Annotated in this window: 25 protein-coding genes; all 25 read left to right on the top strand. The window is 45.4% G+C overall.

Going from position 1 to position 25,843, the window contains the following annotated elements:
• The first annotated feature begins 5 nt into the window (after positions 1–5).
• The 25 genes from gmd (at position 6) to METTU_RS21720 (ending at position 25,727) form a co-directional block, all read left to right on the top strand.
• A complete protein-coding gene (gmd, locus tag METTU_RS08655; protein WP_006890984.1) occupies positions 6–1,091 on the top strand; it encodes a GDP-mannose 4,6-dehydratase in 1,086 nt (361 codons plus the stop codon).
• Between the two features lie 10 nt (positions 1,092–1,101).
• Entirely contained in the window at positions 1,102–2,061 is a 960-nt protein-coding gene (locus METTU_RS08650; protein WP_006890983.1) for a GDP-L-fucose synthase family protein, read from the top strand.
• Complete coding sequence (gene rfbF, locus METTU_RS08645; RefSeq protein ID WP_006890982.1) at positions 2,058–2,825, top strand: glucose-1-phosphate cytidylyltransferase; 768 nt, start codon at positions 2,058–2,060, stop codon at positions 2,823–2,825. The genes METTU_RS08650 and rfbF overlap by 4 nt, the downstream gene beginning before the upstream one ends.
• Positions 2,819–3,898 carry a CDP-glucose 4,6-dehydratase gene (gene rfbG / locus METTU_RS08640; protein WP_040580269.1) on the top strand — a complete coding sequence of 360 codons (1,080 nt, stop codon included), beginning with the start codon at positions 2,819–2,821 and terminating at the stop codon, positions 3,896–3,898. The genes rfbF and rfbG overlap by 7 nt, the downstream gene beginning before the upstream one ends.
• Before the next feature lie 134 nt (positions 3,899–4,032).
• Complete coding sequence (locus METTU_RS08635; protein ID WP_006890980.1) at positions 4,033–4,263, top strand: hypothetical protein; 231 nt, start codon at positions 4,033–4,035, stop codon at positions 4,261–4,263.
• Positions 4,264–4,375: 112 nt separating this feature from the next.
• Positions 4,376–5,866: a lipopolysaccharide biosynthesis protein RfbH gene (gene rfbH / locus METTU_RS08630; protein WP_254257842.1), complete on the top strand. Its 1,491-nt coding sequence runs from the start codon at positions 4,376–4,378 to the stop codon at positions 5,864–5,866.
• Between the two features lie 6 nt (positions 5,867–5,872).
• Positions 5,873–6,745, top strand: a complete 873-nt coding sequence (locus tag METTU_RS08625; protein ID WP_006890978.1) for an NAD-dependent epimerase/dehydratase family protein — start codon at positions 5,873–5,875, stop codon at positions 6,743–6,745.
• A gap of 2 nt (positions 6,746–6,747) precedes the next feature.
• A complete protein-coding gene (locus METTU_RS08620) occupies positions 6,748–7,770 on the top strand; it encodes a GDP-mannose 4,6-dehydratase (RefSeq protein WP_006890977.1) in 1,023 nt (340 codons plus the stop codon).
• Entirely contained in the window at positions 7,767–9,095 is a 1,329-nt protein-coding gene (locus METTU_RS08615) for a lipopolysaccharide biosynthesis protein (protein ID WP_006890976.1), read from the top strand. The genes METTU_RS08620 and METTU_RS08615 overlap by 4 nt, the downstream gene beginning before the upstream one ends.
• A complete protein-coding gene (locus METTU_RS08610; protein WP_006890975.1) occupies positions 9,092–10,072 on the top strand; it encodes a glycosyltransferase family 2 protein in 981 nt (326 codons plus the stop codon). The genes METTU_RS08615 and METTU_RS08610 overlap by 4 nt, the downstream gene beginning before the upstream one ends.
• Positions 10,073–10,625: 553 nt before the next feature.
• Positions 10,626–11,693 (top strand): dTDP-glucose 4,6-dehydratase, encoded by a 1,068-nt coding sequence (gene rfbB / locus METTU_RS08605; RefSeq protein WP_006890972.1) that lies wholly within the window; start codon positions 10,626–10,628, stop codon positions 11,691–11,693.
• 135 nt (positions 11,694–11,828) lie between these two features.
• Positions 11,829–12,731 (top strand): dTDP-4-dehydrorhamnose reductase, encoded by a 903-nt coding sequence (gene rfbD / locus METTU_RS08600; protein ID WP_006890971.1) that lies wholly within the window; start codon positions 11,829–11,831, stop codon positions 12,729–12,731.
• On the top strand, positions 12,728–13,615 hold the full coding sequence (gene rfbA, locus METTU_RS08595) for a glucose-1-phosphate thymidylyltransferase RfbA (protein WP_006890970.1): 888 nt from the start codon (positions 12,728–12,730) through the stop codon (positions 13,613–13,615). The genes rfbD and rfbA overlap by 4 nt, the downstream gene beginning before the upstream one ends.
• A complete protein-coding gene (gene rfbC / locus METTU_RS08590; protein WP_006890969.1) occupies positions 13,612–14,157 on the top strand; it encodes a dTDP-4-dehydrorhamnose 3,5-epimerase in 546 nt (181 codons plus the stop codon). Before rfbA ends, rfbC begins: the two co-directional genes overlap by 4 nt.
• Positions 14,154–15,008, top strand: a complete 855-nt coding sequence (locus METTU_RS08585; protein ID WP_006890968.1) for an ABC transporter permease — start codon at positions 14,154–14,156, stop codon at positions 15,006–15,008. The genes rfbC and METTU_RS08585 overlap by 4 nt, the downstream gene beginning before the upstream one ends.
• A gap of 588 nt (positions 15,009–15,596) precedes the next feature.
• Positions 15,597–18,695, top strand: coding sequence for a glycosyltransferase (locus tag METTU_RS21725; protein WP_006890967.1), 3,099 nt, complete (start codon positions 15,597–15,599; stop codon positions 18,693–18,695).
• Positions 18,696–18,879: 184 nt separating this feature from the next.
• Positions 18,880–19,995 carry a DegT/DnrJ/EryC1/StrS family aminotransferase gene (locus METTU_RS08575; protein WP_006890966.1) on the top strand — a complete coding sequence of 372 codons (1,116 nt, stop codon included), beginning with the start codon at positions 18,880–18,882 and terminating at the stop codon, positions 19,993–19,995.
• Positions 19,996–19,997: 2 nt separating this feature from the next.
• On the top strand, positions 19,998–20,969 hold the full coding sequence (locus tag METTU_RS08570; protein ID WP_006890965.1) for a glycosyltransferase family 2 protein: 972 nt from the start codon (positions 19,998–20,000) through the stop codon (positions 20,967–20,969).
• Positions 20,970–21,245 carry a hypothetical protein gene (locus METTU_RS08565; protein WP_006890963.1) on the top strand — a complete coding sequence of 92 codons (276 nt, stop codon included), beginning with the start codon at positions 20,970–20,972 and terminating at the stop codon, positions 21,243–21,245. It abuts the gene before it with no gap.
• Positions 21,229–21,675: a hypothetical protein gene (locus METTU_RS23155; RefSeq protein WP_169624877.1), complete on the top strand. Its 447-nt coding sequence runs from the start codon at positions 21,229–21,231 to the stop codon at positions 21,673–21,675. The genes METTU_RS08565 and METTU_RS23155 overlap by 17 nt, the downstream gene beginning before the upstream one ends.
• Positions 21,669–22,040: a hypothetical protein gene (locus METTU_RS24005; protein ID WP_150107764.1), complete on the top strand. Its 372-nt coding sequence runs from the start codon at positions 21,669–21,671 to the stop codon at positions 22,038–22,040. Before METTU_RS23155 ends, METTU_RS24005 begins: the two co-directional genes overlap by 7 nt.
• On the top strand, positions 22,037–22,243 hold the full coding sequence (locus tag METTU_RS08555) for a hypothetical protein (RefSeq protein ID WP_040579718.1): 207 nt from the start codon (positions 22,037–22,039) through the stop codon (positions 22,241–22,243). Before METTU_RS24005 ends, METTU_RS08555 begins: the two co-directional genes overlap by 4 nt.
• Before the next feature lie 173 nt (positions 22,244–22,416).
• On the top strand, positions 22,417–23,364 hold the full coding sequence (locus tag METTU_RS08550; protein ID WP_006890961.1) for a WxcM-like domain-containing protein: 948 nt from the start codon (positions 22,417–22,419) through the stop codon (positions 23,362–23,364).
• Positions 23,294–25,114, top strand: coding sequence for a GtrA family protein (locus METTU_RS22355; protein ID WP_169624875.1), 1,821 nt, complete (start codon positions 23,294–23,296; stop codon positions 25,112–25,114). The genes METTU_RS08550 and METTU_RS22355 overlap by 71 nt, the downstream gene beginning before the upstream one ends.
• The gene (locus METTU_RS21720) at positions 25,107–25,727 is read left to right on the top strand and encodes a hypothetical protein (protein WP_050897740.1); all 621 of its coding nucleotides are present in this window, start codon (positions 25,107–25,109) and stop codon (positions 25,725–25,727) included. The genes METTU_RS22355 and METTU_RS21720 overlap by 8 nt, the downstream gene beginning before the upstream one ends.
• Positions 25,728–25,843: the final 116 nt, after the last annotated feature.

Below are 25,843 nucleotides of genomic sequence, written 5' to 3'. Positions count from 1 at the left end.
TCCAGATGAATAAAATAGCATTAATTACCGGCATTACCGGGCAGGATGGGGCCTATCTGGCCGAATTTTTACTTCAAAAAGGCTACATTGTGCATGGCATTAAGCGGCGCTCATCGCTGTTCAATACCGACCGTATCGATCACCTCTATCAGGATCCGCACGTCAAGAATGCGCGTTTCTTTTTGCATTTCGGCGACTTAACCGATGCGACCAACCTGATCCGCATCATCCAGCAAGTTCAACCGGATGAGATTTATAATCTCGCCGCCATGAGCCACGTTGCGGTGAGTTTTGATACTCCCGAATATACGGCCAATGCCGACGGTATCGGCACCTTACGACTACTTGAGGCTATCCGCATTCTCGGCCTGGAAAAGAAGACCCGTTTTTACCAGGCTTCTACTTCCGAGCTTTACGGCCTGGTTCAGGAAACTCCGCAGAAAGAGACTACGCCGTTTTATCCACGTTCTCCTTATGCCGTTGCCAAGCTTTATGCTTACTGGATCACCGTCAATTATCGCGAGGCTTATGGCATGTATGCCTGTAACGGCATCCTGTTTAATCATGAAAGTCCGATTCGCGGCGAGACCTTTGTTACCCGCAAAATTACCCGTGCTTTGGCGCGCATTAAACTTGGCTTGCAGGATTGTCTTTACCTTGGCAATCTTGATGCCCTGCGCGATTGGGGGCATGCTAAAGACTATGTCGAAATGCAATGGTTGATGCTCCAACAAGAGCAAGCAGAAGATTTTGTTATTGCGACAGGTGTGCAATACAGTGTACGCCAGTTTGTTGATATTGCGGCGAAAGAACTGGGTATAACCATCACTTGGCAAGGCAGCGGTGTAGAAGAAAAGGGTTATGATGCGCAAGGACGATGTATCGTACAGGTTGATGCTCGTTACTTTCGCCCTACGGAAGTCGAGACATTGCTGGGCGATCCGAGCAAAGCAAAAGAAAAACTCGGTTGGACACCGAAGATCACTTTCCATGAATTGGTAGCAGAAATGGTGCGAGAAGACCTTAAGAGTGCCGAGCGCGACGAGTTGGTCAAAAAGCACGGCTTCGCTGCTTACGATTATCACGAATAAGTAATCAGTAATGAATAAACACACCAAAATATATATTGCCGGACACCGGGGCTTAGCAGGTAGTGCCATTGTGCGTGAGTTGCAACGGCAAGGTTACACCAATCTGATAGGGCGCACCCATGGCGAACTTGATTTGGAAGATGCCACGTCCACACAACAATTTTTTGAGCAGGAGCGCCCCGAAATTGTATTTCTGGCAGCTGCCAAAGTCGGCGGCATACATGCCAACAACAGTTATCCGGTGGAATTCCTGATGAGCAATCTGTTGGTTGAATCTAATGTTTGCCGGGCTGCTTATGCCACAGGCGTGAATCGCTTGATATTTTTAGGTAGCTCCTGTATCTATCCGCGTGATTGTCCGCAACCTATCAAAGAAGAATATTTACTTACCGGGCCGCTCGAATCAACCAACCGCGCCTATGCACTGGCCAAGATTGCCGGTATTGAAATGTGTTGGTCGTACAATCGTCAATACGGCACCAAATGGCTGGCGGCCATGCCCACCAATTTGTACGGTCCTGGCGATAATTATGATCTGAATAATTCACATGTATTGCCGGCTTTGATACGTAAAATACACGAAGCAAAAGTTGCGGGTATTCCGGAAGTGGTGCTGTGGGGTAGCGGTACACCCCAGCGCGAGTTTTTATATGTGGATGATCTGGCGAATGCATTGGTATTTTTGGCGTCATTAGATGATGAGCGCTATAACATTTTGACCAATCCAGGCCAATGTCCATTGATCAACGTGGGTACCGGCGAAGATCTTACCATCCGAGCGCTCGCGGAAATGTGTGCCGAGGTGGTGGGTTACAATGGAAAATTCGTGCAAGACATATCCAAACCCGATGGCACCATGCGCAAGGTACTGGATGTATCCAAAATTAACAAATTGGAGTGGAGGGCAAGCACCCGCCTAAAAGAGGGAATTAACCTGACTTACAAAGCATTCGGAGATAATCAGGCATGAAAGCAATTATTCTTGCCGGCGGTCTAGGTACTCGAATTAGTGAAGAGACATCAATTCGTCCTAAGCCTATGGTTGAAATTGGCGGCAAGCCCATACTCTGGCATATCATGAAAACCTATTCAGCCCACGGCATACATGACTTTATTATTTGTTGCGGCTATAAAGGCTATGTGATTAAGGAGTATTTTGCCAACTACTTTTTGCATATGTCTGATGTGACATTCGACATGCAAAGCAACCAGATGGAGGTACATCAACGCAACGCTGAGCCATGGCGTGTCACGCTGGTAGATACCGGAGAAGAAACCATGACAGGCGGCCGCATTAAGCGCGTTGCCGACTATGTACAAGGCGAAAATTTTTGCTGTACTTATGGTGACGGCATTGGCGATGTCAATATTACTGAGCTGATTGAATTTCATCAGCAACATGGCAAGCTGGCTACGTTAACAGCAACACAGCCACCAGGACGATTTGGTGCGCTTAACTTGAATGGGAATAATGTAATTAGTTTTCAGGAAAAGCCACATGGAGATGGTGGTTGGGTTAACGGTGGTTTTTTTGTGCTTTCGCCGGAAGTGATCAATTACATCAAAGATGATCACACCGTGTGGGAGTTCGAACCTATGGAACAACTTGCCAAAGACGGGCAAATGGCCGCTCATTTTCATTCCGGCTTTTGGCAGCCGATGGATACTTTGCGCGATAAAAACCATCTTGAAGAGCTATGGGCAAGCGGAAAGGCGCCGTGGAAAATATGGTAGAGCCATCCTTCTGGGTCGATAAAGTAGTATTGCTGACCGGACATACCGGCTTCAAAGGCAGCTGGCTTTCCTTGTGGCTGCAAGCCATGGGTGCGCAAGTAATTGGCTATGCGCTGGCAGCGCCCACGAATCCCAGTTTATTTGATGCCGCCAATGTTGCTGAAGGCATGGTTAGCATCGAGTCGGATATACGTGATTTTGCGGCGCTTTCAGCCGTGTTTGAAAAATATCAACCTGAGATTGTCATACATATGGCGGCTCAACCTTTAGTGCGCTATTCCTACGCCAACCCCATAGAAACCTATTCCACCAATGTGATGGGCACCGTGCATTTGTTGGAAGCGGCAAGACTGACGGATAGTGTTCGGGCGATTGTCAATATTACCAGCGACAAGTGCTATGAAAATCGAGAGTGGGCATGGGGTTACCGGGAAAACGAACCCATGGGCGGCTTTGATCCTTACTCTAACAGCAAAGGCTGTGCTGAGCTGGTGGCATCCGCCTATCGGAGCTCTTATTTCAACCCCGGCAATTTTACCGATCATGGTGTGGCATTAGCCTCGGTCAGAGCCGGTAATGTGATCGGCGGCGGCGATTGGGCGGAAGACCGGCTTATTCCTGACATCATGCGTGCAATCATGCAAGGCAAACCGGTGAGTATTCGCAACCCGCATGCCATCCGTCCTTGGCAGCATGTGCTGGAGCCTTTGTCCGGTTATTTATTGCTGGCGCAAAAGCTTTATGAAGAAGGAGCGGTCTATGCAGAGGGTTGGAATTTCGGTCCGAGCGATGAAGATGCAAAGCCAGTGCAATGGATCGTGGAGAGGCTGATTAAGACTTGGGGCGAGGGTGCAACTTGGATGCTGGATGGCGGCGATCATCCGCACGAGGCGCATTATCTGAAACTGGATTGTTCCAAAGCGAAAGCACGGCTGGACTGGCATCCGAGATGGCATCTGGGGGATGCATTGCGAGCCATAGTGGATTGGCATCAGGCATACCATGCCGGTAAAGATATGCGTGCTTTTACGCTTGCCCAGATTTCCGAATATGAAGGCGATCAGGCTGATTGATATGAGATATTTGATTTGCGAGGCTATGCGAGGCAAACCGGAACATAGATGCATGGCATAGGTCGGGATTTATCCCGACACGGGAAGTCTCGAACGACTTGTAAAAGCGAATATAGATAATTTTGGAGTGAGGCATGAAACAGGCTGTGATTAGAGAAATATTGTGTGTTGACGCAAATCGTCAGCTACACATTAACGTACCCGCCGATATGGGGGATGAATTTGAAGTAATTGTGTTGCCAATTTGCGCCAATGCAGCAAACGAACTGAGCGAAGAAGACCAGTTTATGTTGGCTGCTTATTCGGCAGTAACTGAAAGCAGTTCTGAAGAAGACGCTGTGTGGGAGAAATATGTCCGCAACTAATCAATTTCAGCCAGGAACAATACACATCTATAAGGTTCCGCTTGTTGGGGCAAGTGGATCAAGTACCAGACCCGTGCTAATTACCTCCTTGCCGAACAGCAAAGGTGACGTAATGGGGATACCTGGAAGTTCGCAAATACATCAATGGAACGAGGCAAACCAGCTAATCATTAACCCGGAAGACCTGTTAACCGGGGGTCTGGATAAAGCGACAGTTTTTCCTGTAAGTAAACAGATGATTTTTTCTCCGCGTTTCTTTTGCGGCGAAGTTGGCACAGTCAAGACGGCGACACTGGAAAAAGCTATACGTTTAGTTGTAGGGCACCAAGTTGAGCAATTCCAGGCATCAGTCAAGCAACCCCAAATATTTACACCCGGCACCAGCGTCATTCCGCCTTCCGGCAAAGTGCTTGGAGCCAGCGAACTGAAAAACATGGTCGATGCCTCTCTGGATGGCTGGCTTACCACCGGACGTTTTAACAAGGCATTTGAACAGCGTTTCGCCGAGTTTGTCGGTGTGCCGTATGCACTAACGACCACTTCAGGTTCGGCAGCCAACCTGCTGGCGTTTACCGCGCTGACTTCGCATAGGCTGGGTGATCGCGCTTTAAAGCCGGGCGATGAAGTGATTACCGTCGCGGCAGGTTTTCCTACCACGGTTAATCCCATTTTGCAGAACGGCATGGTGCCGGTATTTGTGGATGTCGATATTCCTACCTACAATATTGATCCGCAAAAAATTGCAGCGGCGGTGACTGACCGCACTCGCGCCATCATGATTGCCCATACCCTGGGTAATCCGTATGATCTGGATGCAGTGATGGACATCGCACAAAAACATAATCTGTGGGTGATTGAAGATTGCTGTGACGCGCTAGGTTCACTCTACAAGGGGCAACATGTTGGCACCTTCGGGCATATTGCCACATGCAGTTTTTACCCGGCCCACCACATCACTATGGGTGAAGGCGGCATCGTTTTTACCAAAGATCGCAAACTGCGCAAAATCATCGAATCCTTCCGCGATTGGGGCCGTGATTGCTATTGCGCTCCCGGTTGCGACGACACCTGCCGCAAACGTTTTGGCTGGCAACTCGGAACCCTGCCGAAGGGCTACGATCACAAATACACCTACTCGCATTTGGGCTATAACCTCAACATCAGTGACATGCAAGCCGCTTGCGCCTTGGCGCAAATGGATCGCTTGCCGGAGTTTATCGTTGCGCGCAAACGCAACTTTGCCTTTCTTAAAAAGCGGTTGAAGTCTTGCGAAGGGCTCCTGATTCTTCCCGAGGCAACTGCGGATAGTGAACCATCCTGGTTTGGGTTTCCCATTACCATAAGGGAATCGGCGGGCATCGAGCGGGTCGAGCTGCTGAAATATCTAGATCAATACAAAATAGGCACACGTCTCTTATTCGCCGGTAACCTCACGCGCCAGCCGTATTTCAAAGACAGGAATTATCGTGTCAGCGGCGAACTGACTAACACCGATGACATCATGAACAATACCTTTTGGATAGGCGTTTACCCCGGTTTGAACGAACCGATGCTGAACTATGTCTGCGAACAGATTGAGGCGTTTTTGGGGCTAGATAGTTAGCTTGTCATGCAAACTTTATTAATTACCGGTGCTACAGGCTATCTCGGTAGTCATTTGGTTCGCACACTATTAGCGGCAGGACATAGGGTCGCCATATTAAAGCGCGCCACATCTAATTTTTCCCGGCTTGATGACTGCATGCCACGGCTTGCCGTGTTTAATATTGAAGACGGCCTGGATTTGCCCTTTAAGTCGTTAGGCCATATCAACGCAGTGATACACGCGGCAACCTGCTATGGTCGGAATGGCGAAAAGGCATCTGAGGTATTCGCAGCCAATACGGTATTCCCTTTGCAATTATTGGAAACCGCTGCTTTCTTTAATGCCGATAGTTTCTTTAATACCGATACCATTCTTTACAAGTATCTTAATGCTTACTCTCTGTCAAAGCATCACTTTGTGGAATGGGGAAAGAGTTTTGCTGATACCGGCAAGATAAGCTTTGTTAATATAAAACTTGAGCATATGTACGGCGCGGGCGATGATTCCAGCAAGTTCGCAACATATGTTATTCGCGCCTGTCTGAATAATATTGACGAGTTAAAGCTAACATTGGGTGAGCAACAGCGGGACTTTATACATATAGATGATGCGGCTAGTGCGTATCAATATTTACTCGAAAACGCCGATAAAATTGGGCAAGGATTTTCCGAATTTGATGTTGGTTCAGGACAAGCGGTTAGTATCCATGACTTTGTCAATACCGTTCATCGGTTGACGGCTTCGCAAACCAAGCTGGACTTCGGCGCCTATCCTTATAGAGAGCACGAACTCATGCATTCAGAGGCAAATTTGTCCGGCTTATTGGAACTGGGGTGGCGACGCCGTTATGACCTTGAAACGGGATTAAAACAAGTAATCGAGCTTGAAAGAAAATAATTATGAAACTTCTAATTACAGGCGGCTGCGGTTTCCTAGGTAGCAATCTGGCTGAAGACGCACTGTCTAACGGCAATGAATTGATCATATTTGACAGTCTTTATCGCGATGGCTCACGAGAAAATCTTGCTTGGTTGCAAGGTCAAGGCAACTTTCGGTTTGAACATGGCGATATTCGTAATCAAAATGACATTACCAGAGTAGTTCAGTTGTTTAAGCCGGATGTGATTTTTCATCTGGCTGGGCAGGTGGCGATGACTACATCAATAGCAAACCCGCGCATGGACTTTGAGGTAAACGTAATAGGTACGCATAACTTGCTGGAAGCGGTGCGCTTGTATGCGCCCGATGCGACCGTAGTTTATTCATCGACTAATAAAGTGTATGGCGATTTGGAGCAATACACTTATCAAGAAACCGATACACGCTATGAATGCATCGACAGGCCGAACGGTTTTGATGAAAAAACGCCGCTTGAGTTTCATTCCCCTTACGGGTGCTCAAAAGGAGCCGCTGATCAATACATGCTCGATTATGCACGTATTTTTGGTCTTAAAACCGTCGTTTTCCGACATTCATCCATGTACGGCGGTCGCCAATTTGCAACTTACGATCAAGGCTGGGTCGGTTGGTTTTGCCAGAAAACGATTGAAGCTAAACAGGCTGTAGCTAAGGAACCTTTCACCATATCCGGAACAGGCAAACAAGTGCGCGATGTGCTTCATGCGGATGATATGAAGCGCCTCTACATGGCAGCCGTTGGCAATATAGACCAAGTCAAAGGTCATGCTTTCAATATTGGCGGCGGCATCGAAAACAGCCTATCCCTGTTAGAACTGTTCTCATTGCTCGAAAAAATATCGAACATAAAATTGGACTATACCAACCTGCCTGTGCGCGAAAGCGACCAGCGTGTATTTGTTGCGGACTTCGCTAAAGCCAAACAACTGCTTAATTGGCAGCCAGTGATCTCAGCGCAAGAGGGAGTCGCGCGCATGGTTGAGTGGGTGAGTCAAGCACAATGAGTGAGGCTGTCTCAAAGGAGCGAACCCATAACTATGTGCGCCAGATAAAGGGTGCGGTCGTGTATAAAGCGGTCGCTATGGCGGCATCGTTCCTCGCTATCCCTTTGATGATTCGTTATCTTGGCCAAGAACAATTTGGTGTGTGGTCAACACTGCTGACAGTCATGTCGTGGATCGTATTTTTTGATCTAGGTGTCGGCAATGGTTTGCGTAACAAGGTGGCCGAAGCCTTGGCAAAAAATGATAAGGCGGAAGCCGCAAGTTACATTGCGTCCGGCTACAGCCTGATTGGGTTGATTGCTCTTATGCTGTGGGTATTGGTCACTGCTGCTTCATTTTTTGTACCTTGGCAAATAGTCTTTAATACTCACGCGATTCCGGAGGCGACATTGTGCCTGACGGTGCAGATTGCAACTTTCTTCGTGGTACTGAATTTCTGGATTGGCTTGATCGGTGCGCTACTTGGAGCGATGCAAAAAACCTCGCTGACTGCACTGGGCCAATTGATCTCAAACGTCCTAGCTTTGATGCTCGTTTTTGTTTTGACCAAAACAACTGATGCATCAATAAGTAATCTGGCCTTTGCCTATGGCATCTCGCTGGTAATCGCAAACGTTCTGTTGAGTCTGTGGCTCTACCAACGAAATCCAGAATTACGACCCAAAGCTTATTTGGACAAACAACATGTGCATCCATTGTTATCTGTAGGCATGCAGTTTTTTATCATCCAGATTGCCGTACTGATTATTTTTACAACCGACAAGATGTTAATCACGCAGTTATTTGGTCCGCAGTACGTCGCTCAATACGAGGTTGTATTCAAGCTCTTTAGTGTGATTACATTCGCGCACACACTCATCTCAGCGCCGCTCTGGTCTGCCTATACCGACGCCTATCATAGAAAAGACATCGTCTGGATTAAACGAATGCTTCACAAGCAGATAGCTATTTATTGTAGCGTTGTACTTGCCGTTATCTTCATGGGTCTATTGGCGAGATCCATAATTGCCGTGTGGGTAGGTCGTGAACTGGAAGTGACGTTGCCGTTGGTAATTACGATCGGGCTGTTTGTGTTGGTTTCTATTTGGAATAACATCTATGCCATGTTCGTGAATGGGATAGGTAGAATCAAAGCACAGCTCTATACAGCAGTGATTGCAATGCTGCTAAATATTCCCCTGGCTTTGCTTTTTACAAAACATTTTGGCTTCGGGTTAAGTGGCGTTGTGCTGGCGACTTGTGTAAGTTTGTTGATTGCAGCCGTAGTTCTTCCGATTCAAGTTCATTGTATAGTTCGTGACGGGATGAGAGGAATATTTAAGTGACAGAAGTTCAAGCATGCATGCCCAAAGTCAGCATCCTGATCCCGGTTTTCAATCGTAAGGACTACATCGCCGAATGCATTCAGTCCGCATTAGATCAAACATTTACAGATTTCGAAGTCGTGGTAGTGGATAACGCCAGTGAAGATGGGACATGGGAGATTTGCCAGCAGTTTGCCGCGAACGATCAACGGGTACGAATATTCCAAAACGACACTAATATCGGTCCGGTACGGAATTGGTTAGCCTGCGTGGAGAAGGCGCAAGGGGAGTTTGGAAAAATACTGTTTAGTGATGATTTGATGTTCCCCAGGTTTCTTGAGCACACGCTTCCGCATTTTGAATGTCCCGAAGTAGGTTTTGTTTCTACTGCGGCACTGATTGGAACGATCATCGAGAATGGGGTGATTAGATACTCAGATGCGAGCGAGGTACAACGCCTATCCAGTGAACGCTATTTTGAGTTGTTGCTGACAGCAAGAGTACCTTTTTCACCAGGAGCGGCTATTTTCCGCATGGCAGATATACGTGTAAATCTACGACCTTCATTTTCTACCTGTATGCCTCAAGATTTCACAAAAACCGGGGCGGGACCCGATGTGTTGTTGTATGCATTAACCGCGATAAATTACAAGTCCGTGGTCGTGCTTCCTATAGCTGATGTATTTTTTCGAGGACACGCTGATTCGTTCACTACAGCTAACAGCGACGAAGTCGCAAAAGGATACCGCGCCGCGCTTGCTTGGTTTTGTAAAACCAAATTAAGCAAAGATCATTGGACTAAATATGTTGCGCGAGCCTGGCTATCCAAAGCGATGAACACACATCGATTGACCTCTCTGACTAGGCACTGCTTAGCGCTTGAGGGAAGAGGAGACATCGTTGAAGCATCGGCGTTGTTAATGGCAATAGCGCGTATCGCCATCCTTGAATTATTTAAATTCGCATACAAAATCAAACGTAAGGGCGTTAAGAAATGAGCCTCTTTCGAACATTGAGATCATCTTCAGCCGCCCGCTCACGCACAACCAAAGATTTTCTGCATATAAACTCCACCATTTGCTCATTTTTTCCAGCGGTTCGTAAGATTCAAAAATTCAATATATAGTGTTTTCTTGGTTGGGAATAAAACAAGTCATCGCCCAGCGACAATTTGGTGTTAGAAACTTTAAATTCCCGGTCTAAAAAAATGATATACGAAACTGAGAATCGGCGTTTCCGGTCTGGTTTTTTCTATAAAACAGTATGAATCTATCGAATCGCTCTAAAAAATGAGACAGTCATGAGATAAACTGTAGCATTAAGACTCAATTGCCCTTAAAAACTTGTCCATCTCTCTTGCTGTCGGTTAAAATGAACGGCTATGTGGTCAGTCAGTGTGTCAATGTTTCTGTTCGCCAACAGGCATAGCGTTAACGTTGTTGATTGGCAGCAGGCTTCTCGGCAGGCCATAAAAAGGCGCAATTGCGCCATTAATATGTATTGTTTTGGCATGTATTATTGCTGAGAAAACAAATGTTTCAGGTATATTGAATGATTTTAGTAACGGGCGGTGCCGGGTTTATCGGTGCGAATTTTGTATTGGACTGGCTGGCACAATTCGACGAAACGGTCATTAATCTCGATGTGCTCACCTACGCAGGTAATCGCGAGAACCTTGCCTCAGTGGCAGGGGATGAGCGCCATCATTTCGTGCAGGGCGACATCGGTGATTCCACCCTGGTGGCCGGTCTCCTCGCCCAGTATCAGCCCCGTGCCATCATCAATTTCGCCGCAGAGAGCCATGTGGATCGTTCCATTCACGGCCCGGAAGATTTTATTCAAACCAACATCGTCGGCACTTTTCGACTGCTGGAAGCGGTGCGCGCCTACTGGGGCAATCTGCAAGGCGAAGCCAGGCAAAACTTTCGCTTCCTGCACGTTTCCACCGATGAAGTCTACGGCTCTCTCGCTAAAGACGATCCGGCTTTTACCGAAACCTACCGTTATGAGCCTAATAGTCCGTATTCGGCGAGTAAAGCCGCCAGCGATCACTTGGTGCGAGCTTATCACCATACCTATGGATTGCCTGTGCTCACCACTAACTGTTCCAACAACTACGGCCCTTATCACTTCCCGGAAAAGCTCATCCCGCTGATGATCGTCAATGCGCTTGCGGGCAAACCCCTGCCGGTATATGGCGATGGACAGCAAATCCGTGACTGGCTCTATGTCAAAGACCATTGCAGCGCCATTCGTCGGGTACTGGAAGCAGGCAAAGTCGGCGAGGTTTACAACATCGGCGGCTGGAACGAAAAACCCAATATCGACATCGTCCACACTGTTTGCACGCTGCTTGATGAACTCCGGTCTCAAGAAGACGGTAAGAGCTATCGCGAACAAATTACCTACGTTACCGATCGCCCCGGTCACGATCGCCGTTACGCTATTGACGCGAGCAAAATAGAGCGCGAGCTCGGCTGGAAGCCGGCCGAAACTTTCGACACCGGCATTCGCAAAACCGTCCAGTGGTATTTGGAAAACCAGAGTTGGGTTGCCAACGTCCAATCCGGCGCCTACCGCGAATGGGTGGAAAAAAACTATACAGGTCGTGCTGCATGATAAATATGCCGAGAGCGGGTTTGGTCGTATTCGCCGGAAAAATGTTGGGCATGGGTAGACTGGCATGACAAAAGCGTTGGGGCTGTATTTGCACGGAGTAGCCGCCCGAAGGGTGTCGAGCATGGATAGCCCGACATGAAAATCCTCCTGTTCGGTAAAGGCGGTCAAGTCGGTTGGGAATTGCAACGTAGCCTTGCGCCGTTGGGTGAGCTGGTGGCTTTGGGTACTGACAGTCAGACATTGTGCGGTGACTTCACCAATCCGGAAGGTATCGCTCAAGTCGTGCGCGCGGTCGCTCCGGATATCATCGTCAATGCCGCTGCGCATACTGCGGTCGATAAAGCCGAAAGCGAGTTAGAACTATGCCGAACCATCAATGCAACGACCCCCTGTGTGCTGGCTCAAGAAGCTAAACGTAGCGGGGCGTGGCTTGTTCATTACTCCACCGATTACGTGTTTGACGGCAGTGGCGACAAGCCATGGCTGGAAACCGACGCTACCGGCCCTCTGAGTGTATATGGTAAAACCAAGCTGGAAGGGGAAGAGGCCATTCGCGCTACAGGCTGCCAACACCTTATTTTCCGTACCAGCTGGGTTTATGCCGCGCGCGGCGGCAATTTTGCCAAAACCATGCTGCGGCTGGCGCGGGAGCGAGACAGCCTTACTGTCATCGACGACCAGATCGGCGCACCCACCGGTGCCGATTTGCTCGCGGATGTAACCGCCCACGCTATTCGCTCGGCTTTGCAGCGTCCTGATGTCAGTGGTTTGTATCATCTTGTGTCTGGAGGACAAACCTCTTGGTACGATTATGCCGGATTTGTAATTGAATCTGCTCGCCAAGCCGGTATCGACATCAAGGTTGCGCCGGAGGCAATTCAGCCCGTGCCTACCAGTGCATTCCCTTTGCCCGCTCCACGCCCCAAAAATTCGCGCCTGGATACCCGCAAATTGCAAAACACCTTCGGCTTGAATCTGCCCCATTGGCACAGCGGTATCACTCGAATGCTTACCGAAACTCTTGAAAGGCCATTATGACCCAACGCAAAGGCATTATTCTCGCAGGTGGCTCCGGCACCCGGCTCTACCCGGTGACCAAAGTAGTCTCCAAACAGCTGCTACCCATTTACGATAAGCCGATGATCTACTACCCGCTCAGCACCCTGATGCTGGCGGGTATTCGAGACATTCTCATCATCTCCACCCCGCAAGATACGCCGCGCTTTGAGCAGCTGCTTGGCGACGGCAGCGAGTGGGGTCTTAACCTGCAATACGCCGTGCAACCCAGTCCGGACGGCCTTGCCCAAGCCTTTATTATTGGCAAAGACTTCATTGGCAATGCCCCAAGCGCCTTGGTGCTGGGCGACAACATCTTCTACGGCCATGACCTGCAAACCCAGCTTGAGCAAGCCATGGTGCGCAAGCAAGGCGCAACCGTTTTTGCCTACCACGTGCAAGACCCCGAGCGATACGGCGTAGTCGCTTTCGACAAGCAAGGCCGTGCCACCAGCCTGGAAGAAAAGCCCTCCAATCCCAAGAGCAATTATGCGGTCACGGGCCTGTATTTCTACGACAACCAAGTCGTCGATATTACCGCCGATCTTAAGCCGTCTGCTCGGGGCGAGTTGGAGATTACCGACCTGAACCGCATTTACCTTGAGCGAGATCAACTCAATGTGGAAATCATGGGACGAGGTTACGCTTGGCTTGATACCGGCACTCATGAGAGTCTGATTGAAGCCAGCAATTTCATCGAAACCATCGAACACCGGCAGGGCTTGAAAGTGGCTTGCCCGGAAGAAATCGCCTACCGCAAAGGCTTCATCAATGCCGGTCAACTGGAAAAACTGGTGCAGCCGCTCGCTAAAAACGGCTATGGGCAATACCTGCAACGCTTGTTGACAGAAGGGGGGCAGTCGTGAAAGTTATCACCACAGCCATTCCCGACGTACTGATCATCGAACCCAACGTATTCGGCGACGAGCGCGGCTTCTTTTTTGAAAGCTTTAACCGCCGTCGATTCGCTGAGCTTACCGGGTGTGATGTCGATTTCGTGCAAGACAATCACAGCCGTTCGGTTAAAAATGTACTGCGCGGCCTGCATTACCAAATCCGGCAGCCGCAAGGCAAGCTGGTGCGCGTGGTGCAAGGCGCGGTCTTTGACGTGGCCGTGGACATACGGCGCAGCTCGCCCAGCTTCGGGCAATCTGTTGGGCTGGAACTGTCCGCCGAAAACAAACGCATGTTGTGGATACCTGAAGGCTTCGCGCATGGCTTTGTGGTTATTTCGGAAACCGCAGAGTTTCTCTACAAAACCACCGACTACTGGGCACCCGAATTCGAGCGCAGCATTGCCTGGAACGACCCCGCCATCGGCATCCAATGGCCCCTTCAAGGCGAGCCCGCGTTGTCCGTAAAAGATCAGCAAGCCACATCATTGGCGGAAGCGGAGCACTTCGCATGACCCACTCGGCAACAGCGATCAACCCCCACGCCGCCCACTCTATATCACTTGTGGTGCTATGCAAAAATTTCTGGCGCAACCGTCAACTTATCGTGCAAATGACCAAGCGCGAAGTGGTCGGTCGCTACAAAGGTTCTGTCATGGGCTTGGCTTGGTCGTTTTTCAATCCGGTGTTCATGCTGGTGGTATACACCTTCGTGTTTTCCGAGATTTTCAAATCTCGTTGGGGCGGGGTTGGTGGCGACGATAGCAAAACGCAATTTGCCGTGGTTCTTTTTGTGGGCATGATCGTGCTTAACCTGTTTAGCGAAGTACTTAACCGTGCCCCCGGATTGATTCTTTCCAACATCAATTATGTCAAGAAAGTGGTGTTTCCTATTGAAATACTGCCAGTCACTGCTATGGGGGCAGCGCTCTTCCACAGTCTCGTCAGTCTAGGTGTGCTGCTGGCGGCCTTTATGCTCTTTAACGGTTACTTGAACTGGACGGCAGTTTTTATTCCGCTTGTATTGCTGCCACTCGTCATTCTCACGCTTGGCTTGGCTTGGATGCTCGCATCCCTAGGCGTATTTCTGCGGGACGTCGGGCAAACCATCGGTATCATTACCACCGTGCTGATGTTCCTTTCCCCTGTCTTTTATCCGGTGACCGCAGTTCCGGAAAGGTTTCGTCCGTTTATCATGGCCAATCCGCTCACCTTCATTATTGAACAGGCGCGTGAAGTGCTGATCTGGGGATCCCAGCCCGATTGGGCGGGATTGGGCATTTACACTCTAGCTGCCACTGTGATCGCGTGGGTAGGCTATGCCTGGTTCCAAAAAACCAGAAAAGGTTTTGCCGATGTTCTCTAACGATATCGCTATCTGCGTCAACAATCGCAACAAATGTTAGGAAATCTACGACATTCCGTACGCTGGCTTAAGCCGTATGGTATAAAGTCCAGAAACGCTGTCTCAGCGAATTTGCTGCACCCAAAGATGTTTCGTTTGACGTCATAAAGGGACGGAATGCTGCATCATTGGGTGCAATGGTGAAGGCAAATCACTCGTGCAAAAATTTTCTGCGATACCTTGGTCTCAACCAGGGGAACGATCGAGGTCAATGGACGAGTGATAAGCCTTTCCCGAATTGGGCTGAAATATATCTATCCAAAAACATTGCTGTTTTTTCATCAATAAATATCGCATCACAATACTAAATATCCAAGGTTAAAAAAATGACAATCAAAGCTCAAGCCAGATCAGTATCTTTCTGTTGACTTACAACCATGAAAGTTATATTCGTCAAACTCTTAATGCTTTTTTTGGGCAAGTGATCTTTATGTCCAACTTTACTCATATTGCTGATTACCTACTTCCAATATTTTGGGGGGTAGCTAGTGCCTTGATTCCACTTAAACTCAAGCGTTTTATCGTCAGAGTTCTTCACCGAGATGCTGCATGAAATTGCCAACAGTTTCCGTCATTATGACGACTTACAATCATGCCGGTTTCGTCAAGCAAGCAATGGAGAGCGTGCTGGCGCAAAAGGAGGTGGATTTTGAGTTTTTGATTGCGGATGATGGATCTACTGATCGAACGAGAGAGATTGTTTCTTCAATTAAGGATGAAAGGATTCAGTTCTTTCCGAATATGAATAATCGGGGGGCATGTGTTGTCATAAACGAGTTAATTGAGCACGCTTTGGGCGAATTTATTGCATTAATTAACCCGGACGACTATTGGATCGATCAAGACAAACTAGCCTATCAGGTTCAGGTTATGCGAGAAAAGCCTAGTGTTGGCGCCTGCTTCGGCAGGGCAAGACTGGTCGATAAAGACGGACTGGATATTGATAAGGAATTACTTTCTCTCGCCTCTGTTGTTGATCAGGAAAACTGTTCGCAGGGGCAGTGGTTAAGACGATTTTTTGATTTAGGTCATTGTATTTACTATCCCGCAACGCTGATTCGTAAATCTTGCTATGTGGAGCTAGGTGGATATAACAATCGGCTTAAGCAATTAGCTGACTTTGATATGTGGATTCGCTTTGTTAAGCATTACGAAATCTTTATTTCCGATCGCGAGTTGATTAGCCTCAGATTTATACCAAGTGAAAACACAAGTAGAGAAACAAGAGCAAGCTGGATAAAAACTATTAACGAGCACTTTCTAATCGCAGAAAGCTTCTTTGAGAACGTCACTCGTGAGCAACTTATTGAAAGTTTTTCGGATTTGCTGGAGATTAAAGATATACCGAGCGAGCAGCATCTTGATATTGAAAAAGTGAGACTTCTTTTTGTTGAGAATCAGTATTTAGGAGCGGCCTATAAAATTGTCGGCTTGTTAAAGATGTATGAGTTATTACATAGCCCAATTCACCAAGATTTAATGATTAGTCAGTACGGGATAGATGACACCTGGTTTCAGCAGCAAATGAGTGAAGTTGATGTATGGATCCAAACTAAGGTCGAGCGCGATGGGCCGATTGCTGGATTGGTTCAAGCCGGGGGTGACAGGGAGGCCTATATTGGTAACCTCAAGCGTGTTTTAATTGAGCACGAAGAACAGATTGGCGGTCATATTCAGGCTTCCGAGATTCGTGGATCAAGCCGTTGGCGATTGACGAGTCCCATTAAATTCGTTGGCAGTCAGTTATTACGAATCAAGATAGTGCTAAGAGCCTCGCCTTATGCGTTGTCGACGTGCGGTGGGTATCGAGGATTAGTTAAGCATGCGTGGCGTACCTACAAAAGCGAAGGCATCAACGGTATCAAACGACGTATACTTTTCTCAGCTTCGCCTGGCGCAGCATCCCCCGTAATTGACTATGCGCAACCTAAGCACAACGATTATAGCGAGTGGGTGCGTCGTTACGACTTACTGACAGATCAAGATCGGAAGAAAATTAAAACTCAAATACGTCAGTTACACAAACCCCCGCTCATTTCGGTGGTGATGCCTGTGTATAACCCGCCCCTGAATATGCTTGAGGATGCAATTCGTTCAGTTCAAGGCCAGCTTTACCCGAACTGGGAGTTGTGCATTGCCGACGACGCATCGACCGATGTGGAAGTGCATAAGTTACTTCAGCGCTACATGGATAATGATTCGCGTATTAAAGTAGTGTTCAGGGAAAAAAATGGCCATATATCTGCGGCATCAAACTCTGCACTGGATCTGGTCAATGGTGAATATGTTGCGCTGCTTGATAATGATGACCTGTTGTGCGAACACGCTTTGTTTTGGGTTGCAGACGCGATTGTTACTAATCCTGATGCCGGGCTGATTTACTCCGACGAAGATAAGATAGATCAAGCAGGGCTGCGCTATGATCCGTATTTCAAGCCGGACTGGAACCCCGATCTGTTTCTTTCCCATAACATGATTTGCCATTTGGGTGCGTACCGCACTGATTTGGTCAAAAAGCTTGGCGGTTTTAGGGAGGGTTACGAAGGGGCTCAGGATTACGATTTGGCTTTGCGCTGTAGCGAACAACTTGCGCCACTGCAAATCGTGCATATTCCCAGAGTGCTTTATCACTGGCGCAGTCATCCGGGTAGCACCGCGCTAGCAGGAAACGAAAAGAACTATGCGCTGTTGGCCGGCGAGCACGCCTTGAACGATCATTTTGCGAGGACTCAAATTTCTGCAAAGATTGAGTTGCTGGATTTTGGCATGTACCGTGCGCGATATGCTATTCCAGAATCTGCTCCTTTGGTCAGTCTGATTATTCCCACACGTAATGGACTTAGTCTGGTTAAACAGTGTGTCGAAAGTCTGTTTGCCAAAACTACCTATAAGAATTTTGAAGTTCTTATAGTTGATAACAACTCAGACGATCCCAAGGCGTTGGACTATTTTGCCAGTCTTGCTAAAGATAATCGAATTCGGGTTCTTCGCGATGAACGTTCCTTTAATTACTCAGCTTTAAACAACATGGCTGTTCAGCAAGCACGAGGGGAATATATTGGACTAATCAACAATGACATCGAAGTGATTTCACCAGAGTGGCTGGACGAAATGATAGGCTTGGCTATCCAGCCTGGCATCGGAGCGGTGGGTGCTCGGCTTTGGTATCCAAACGATACTTTACAGCATGGTGGCTGCATTACCGGGGTCGGGGGAGTGGCTGGGCATTCCCATAAACATCTACCACGAGGTTGCTTCGGTTATTTTGCGCGTGCACAACTTATCCAAACTTTGTCCGTCGTTACGGCGGCATGCTTAGTCGTAAAGAAAAGCATCTTCCAAGAAGTGGGTGGGCTGGATGAAGTTAATCTGAAGGTGGCTTTCAATGATGTGGATTTTTGTCTGCGTGTTCGAGAAGCAGGCTACCGTAATGTCTGGACTCCCTATGCCGAGCTTTATCATCACGAATCTGCTACACGGGGGTATGAAGACACCCCGGAAAAACAATTGCGGTTCAGGAATGAGGTGCTTTACATGCAAAAGCGTTGGGGAAATTTGCTCAGGAATGATCCTGCTTACAGTCCTAACTTGTCATTGGATCACGAAGATTTTTCTTATGCATGGCCACCGCGAATTCCTAGAATTTAGCACGAATAATTTTTGTATATATTCAACATGATTTACCGAAAAAAATAAATCATAAGAGCCACTTGCAAAATACCACATGATGTAGGAATAAATTTGTAAACAACTATATATAGTGGTTTATCATTCAAAAAACCATGATATTGCAAGTTGCTCATAAGCTTTAAAATAATATAGGGCTACCAACATGACCAAAAACATACCAGCGCTTAAAGCCATCAACGACCTAAATCGACATATACAACCCTTACAATCTGAGCTGAATGCCGCCGTTTCTCGTGTTATTGCTAGTGGCTGGTTTGTGCTTGGTTCGGAAGTTAAAGCGTTTGAACAGGAATTTGCAAGCTATTGTGGAGTTCAGCATTGTGTGACATTAGCTAACGGTACGGATGCCTTAGAGCTTGCCTTACGCTCACTTAATATAAGCAAGAACAGCAAGGTGCTAACCGTTGCAAATGCAGGGATGTACAGTACAGCGGCGATACTAGCAACTAGGGCTACCCCAGTTTATGCCGATATAGACGCTGGCAGTTTATTGATAGATGTCGCTGATGCGACTCGTTTAATTACCAGTCAACACATTGATACCATCATTGTTACACATTTATATGGCTTATTGGCGGACGTGCAGCAACTTGTACAGCTAGCTAACAGTAAAAACATTCCTGTCATAGAAGATTGCGCCCAAGCACATGGTGCAATGTTTAATGAAAAAAAAGCAGGCTCATTTGGTGATATTGCTTGTTTTAGTTTTTACCCTACCAAAAATTTGGGTGCATTAGGCGATGGCGGAGCAGTTGTTACGCATCGTGATGATTTAGCACAACGGGTTCGCCAACTACGTCAATATGGCTGGGAATCTAAATACTGTGCCACCTTAGCGGGAGGACGTAATAGTCGCTTAGATGAAATGCAGGCAGCAATACTTAGGATTATGTTACCTTTATTGGATGGGTGGAATGCACGTCGGCGCGAGATTGCTACACAATATTCTAAGGGTATCAGTCATGAAAAAATCGTGACTCCAACTGTACACGGTGAAGAATATGTTGCACATTTGTACGTTATTAAAACAACGGATAGAGACAGTCTAAAACGGCATCTTTCTGAAGCGGGGATCCCAAGCGATATTCATTACCCCATTCCTGATTATCGTCAACCGGCTTATGCACATTTGTTTCCAGAGGTAAGCGAGCCAGTGACAGAACAGCAATGCACTCAGGTGTTAACTTTGCCCTGCTTTCCAGAAATGACAGATGCTGAGGTAGATATGGTTATCAACTGCATCAATACCTGGAAATAATAATGCTCTCTATCGTTATTCCTGTCTATCGCAACGCTGAATCCATCCCTGATTTACTTGCCGCATTGAGCAATATTGCAAACATCACACAGCGTGATTTTAATCAAGCAACAGAAGTAGTGTTTGTAGTGGATGGCAGTCCGGATAATTGTCATGACTTATTGAAACAAACATTACCTACTGCTTCATTTGCTTCCAAGTTGTTGCTACATTCGCGCAATTTTGGCTCTTTTGCGGCAATACGCACAGGGCTAATAGCGGCAACGGGCGATTATTTTGCTGTCATAGCGGCAGATTTGCAAGAACCACCAGAATTAGTATTACAGTTTCTTGAAAAATTGGTGTCTAGCGGTTGTGATGTGGTGGTTGGGCATCGTGAAGATCGTGATGACCCTGTGCTGTCACGGTTTGCTTCAAATACTTTTTGGAAGCTGTATAAAAAATTCGTCATTTCTGACATTCCTGAAAAAGGTGTGGATATATTCGGCTGTAATCAAGTGTTCCGTAATCAATTAGTTAGCCTTGAAGAAGCTAATTCTTCGCTGGTGGGGCTAATATTTTGGTTAGGTTTCAAGCGTGAAGAAGTTAGCTATACCAGAGTCGCTAGAAAACATGGTAAAAGTGCTTGGACATTTAAGAAGAAAATAAATTATTTGTTTGATAGTATTTTTTCTTTCACTGATTTACCTATTCGCTTGCTTACCTTATTCGGTTTTTTTGGGGTAGGTATTTCCATTTTGATGACCATCATTATTTTGCTGGCTAAGTTTTACGGCAGTATTGAGATACCAGGCTATGCGGCAACAGTTTTAACGGTTATTTTCTTTGGTGGAATTAATACGCTTGGACTGGGCATAGTAGGAGATTATGCGTGGCGTACCTATGAAAATACTAAGCGGAGACCATTAGCGGTAGTAATGAAAATACAGTCATTTGATGCTTTACCTGATTTTCAACTGGATAGAGGAAAATAGATGTTTGGCTTTAAACAATGTTGTGATGCGGGTGGTTATATTGAATTGGGAAAGCTTTGCAGTAGCAATTTGGATTATTGCTGGAATGCAATCAGACCAGTAGGTGCAATTCATCTCAGTGCAGCTATGCCGTATGGTCTCGCTCCCTTCAGTAATTTTTTACTGTTAATTTTATCCTTATTTTTAATTGCCTCTGAGTTAGATTTTAAACCAAGTCGCAAATCACTCATAGCCTTAATATTTAAAGCTTGTGGTTTGTTTGTTTGTTTTGCTTGAATTAATGTTCATCGGCTTGGCATCAGTAGATCTTACTGATGTTCCAGCGGGTGTTTTTGCGGCATTTTCTATACTGGGTTTTGCTAGAAAAAATGCTTTATTGTTTGCTCTTGCTGGTGGACTGAGTGCATTAATCAGGGCGGCTTATTTGTATCCAATGATAGTATTAGCCATCTATTTTTTAGTTGAATGTTTATATCAAAAACAGTATTGGAAGTCTCTGCTAACTAGTTTGTTTTTTGTCTGTATCGCACCACAATTTTTGTTGACATATCAACATACGGGTGTATTTTCTTTCTTTGAACCAACGCGTACAGCCTACTGGACAAACTATCATCTCACAACGCCTTGGTACGGTTACGACACTATTCTCATTCCTGAACTTGGATGGCATTATGCATCTCAACACCCCCACTACTTGACTTGGTAACCGCCTACAAACAAGAACAATGGGGAGACATCATTCATCTATTAATAGGTAAAATGGAATTTTATTTTTCCAGTTTTACCCTGTGGAGTAAGGCATATCTTGATTCCCCAAGTGAAAGGATATTTTCGCCTATAATATTTATTTTATATTTTGTGATGCTTGTTTTATCAAGTTTATGTTTGAGGCAGCGAAAAATATTATGGAGGGTAGGATTACCTTTGTGTTTAATTCTTGGACAAAGCTTGCTAATTATTCCTGAGCAAAGATTCGTTTTTATAATACAGTTATTTTTAATCGCATTTACTTATCTTTATTTTATTGAGATAGGAAATAATAAATTTATTTTTAAGCGTAAAAATATATGACAAAGCCCAAAGAAACAACACGTATTGTATTTTTAGATTATCTTCGTGTTTTTGCTTTTATCAGTGTATTGATTGGACATAAGTTTACTGTCGATATTGCTACTGCTATGGGAAATGACAAATTGCACGCAACACAAAATTATGGCTCTTCCCGATTTCGTGGGGTCATGACTGCATATAGATATTTAGATGCGGAGCTATAAAAGAAAGCGAGTCGCAATGCATTGACTTAATAACACAAAAAGTCATCTCAATGTCGTTTATGGTGACGCATGAAATCTACATATAGTGGCTACCCCACGAAATCGGGAAGAGCCAACAAATTGTGGCGAGTTATATCGTTAAAAGTAACTGAATTTAGGTTAGGGAAGTAAAAATGAAAAATTATTATGTTCATCCACAAGCTATTTGTGAATCTAATAATATTGGCACAAACACCCGTATTTGGGCTTTTGCACATATACTGCCTAACGCTAAAATTGGCGAAGAATGCAATATTTGTGATGGCGTCTTTGTAGAGAATGATGTTGTTGTTGGCAATCGAGTTACCATTAAGTGCGGCGTGCAATTATGGGATGGTGTTGAGCTTGAAGATGATGTTTTTGTCGGTCCCAATGTGACATTTACTAATGATAAATTTCCTAGAAGCAAAGTTTATCCTGAGAATTTTGCTCGTATTGTAATAAGTAAAGGGGCATCTATCGGTGCTAACGCAACTCTTTTGCCAAATATCACTGTAGGGGTAAATGCAATGATTGGTGCGGGTGCGGTAGTCACCCGATCTGTTCCGCCTAATGCGATTGTAGTGGGTAATCCAGCTAAAATCGTGGGTTATGTCGATGCAAAAAATGACAAAATTGCGAGTAGCGAAAAATTAAATCATCAAAAGCAGGGCAAGCTAGAAACAACAGTTTCTGGTGTGACGCTTCATAATTTCCGTGCAGTACCTGATATGCGCGGCAGCCTTTCTGTTGGTGAGTTTGAGCGAGAAATTCCTTTTAGACCACTGCGTTATTTTCTAGTCTTTGATGTCCCTACCGCTGAAACACGCGGTGAGCATGCCCATATAAAATGCCAGCAGTTTCTCATTGCGGTTAAGGGTTCAGTGCGGGTGGTTGCCGATGATGGTAAAAATCGTGAAGAGTTTTTGTTAGACCGCAATAATAGTGGACTCTATTTGCCAGCCATGACCTGGGGAATTCAATATCATTATTCCCCTGATGCAGTGTTGTTGGTATTTGCATCAGAATATTATGAATCAAGCGATTATATTCGAAATTATTCAGACTTTATTGAAGCGGCTAAAAATAATGAGCCTCTCTGAAAAGAAAGTAATAATACATCGATGGTTGCGATTTATTTTGGGTGGCGGCATTAATACGGCTTTTACCTATGGAATATATATAGCCTTAAATATGGTAATTAATTATCAATTGGCATATCTGATAGCTTATTCAACGGGGATTATATTCGCTTATTGGTTTAACGCGGTAATAGTATTTAAAACCCCTTTGTCATGGAAAGGGCTTTTTTTCTATCCGTTAGTCTATGTTATCCAGTATTTTGCATCTGCACTGATGTTAGGTGTTTTAGTGGAAACTTGGCATCTGAGCGAAGTTTTAGCACCTTTGATAGTAACAGTTGGAATGATTCCTATCACTTATGTGATGAGCAAGTTGATACTTACGCAAACGGGTCGTGGACATATTCTCTCAAAAATAATGAAAGCTTATTTTGATAAGTCCAAACAAAACCATAGGATAATAAAGTATATTATGTGTCATGAAAGCGAGTATTTGAATAACGCACCATTGAGTATTAATAGAGACAGGCCTCGCTCTGACAAGACCTGTCAGATTTTATTAGCTGTCACATATTTTTTTGTCGTAGCTATGTGGTCATCTATTATTAATTTTAACGGCGCACCTGATGAGTCCACTCATTTTTTTTTATTAGAGTATCTTCATGCGTTTAAAACAATGCCAACATCAGAACATCCATTGCTTGCCTTTACAGGATTGATATCTCACTATACATGGCCCCCTAAAATTTTTTGGTACTACGGCTTACCGTTTCCTCATGTAGTGGGTGGTCTTTTTACAGCATCTATAGGCTCGATGGTTTTACCTGAATCTTTTCTCTATATGGGGGTTCGTGCTTTCAATTGGATGCTGGCATCCTTGTTTGTGATTGCTCTGTTCCGCATAGCCCGTCAGGTAGGCCTGTCACAATCAACTTCGGTTATTTCAGTCATTATTGTTGCAATGATCCCTCAAGTATCTTTTATTTTTTCCTATTTTAATAGCGATGCCTATGGGCTAACCACTATCGCTTGGGCGTTGAGTTCTTTGCTACTCTATTGTGCATCGCCTACTTGTATGCGTTCAATTATTCTTGGTGCCAGCATTGGGCTTTTAATGCTTGCAAAAATATATTTTCTTCCAGCCTTAGTATTTTTAGGTGTCACTTTATTGATTGGTTCACTTACAGGGCGTATTAAATCACCTAGACATTACTTGGTGATGAGTGTCACTTGCACACTTTTTGCAGCTCCTATGCTTATTTTTATATACAGCCATTTTGGTGAAATATCAGGACTTTCTGGACAAATTGATTTTGTCAAACTGCACAAATCAAATCCCACTACCCTTTATGGAACCTGTTATTACTTATGTGAGCAAGGCTTAGTAGTCTGGGGTAATTTATCACCTTGGCTAGAAAGTACTGCGAAAAGTTATTTTTCAGTGACTGGTTGGATGAGTGTTTTGATTCCAAATTATTATTACTGGACAGCTTTATTATTAATATTAACCTTAATGATGTCATCTGTGATTTTGGCTATTTATATATGGAGAGCTGAAAGACGCTTTTCTTTTGACTATCATCTTCCGTTGATTATGATTTTAGGGCTTTTTCCATCAATTACTATGGTTTCTATTATGACTTCCCAAAATGGATTGCCACAAGCTCAAGGACGTTATCTTTTTGTAACGATTCCATTTGTACTGTATTTAATTGCTTTAGTTGTCAAAAGAGCAGAGATTGCTTTGAAAATTAAAATAAGTAATGATTAAGTTGATGGGAAAAATACATAAATTAATCTTATTACTAATTGCTATTTGGATGATTTTGACTAACTTTGTTTCATGGAAAACAACGTTTTTGGCAAGTTCTAATATAGAATCAACAATGCTGGTTCGTGCAGTTGATGATATATTTGACTCTACACTATTAACTTCGTATAGATTAAAAAATAGATTGAAAAAGGAAGATTTCATTCATCGTCTAACTATTCGTAAAGGTGAAGCATTATTAACAATTCCGTTAGATACAAAATCTGTACATTCAGCCATCGATATGGTTAGTCCTGTATTAGATGGGCTTTTAATTTCAGGTTGGGTTTTCATACCCTCAAAAATTGAAACAGTACAGTTTGTTGTTGCGATGTTAGGCGAGTCCATCGTGGGTGCTGGAGAAGTTGATAAATTACGTTCAGATGTTGCTGTTTCTTTAGGTGAGAAAAGAGCTGTATTGTCGGGTTTTTCTTTCTCCATTCCAGATATAACGGATTCACATAAATGTGATTTAAAGATATTTGCACTTACCCAGACAATGCACCTTTATCAGATTCCCTTTAATTGCGTGGTAACAAATACCGAAAAAGGGGGGAGACCCTTTTTAAAATAAGCATATTTACATTGATTCTGGTTTTTCTGTTAAGAGTCTATGGGGGGCAGGTCTTGCAATCATACATTTGATGCATCTGGACCAATGGTGGGTCAGGTTTGATTGAAAGCTCCTTC

This window comes from Methylobacter tundripaludum SV96, assembly GCF_000190755.2.
Taxonomy (GTDB): Bacteria; Pseudomonadota; Gammaproteobacteria; order Methylococcales; family Methylomonadaceae; genus Methylobacter_A; species Methylobacter_A tundripaludum.
Note: the sequence above shows the minus strand (reverse complement) of the source record. Positions and strands in the feature narration are given on the sequence as shown.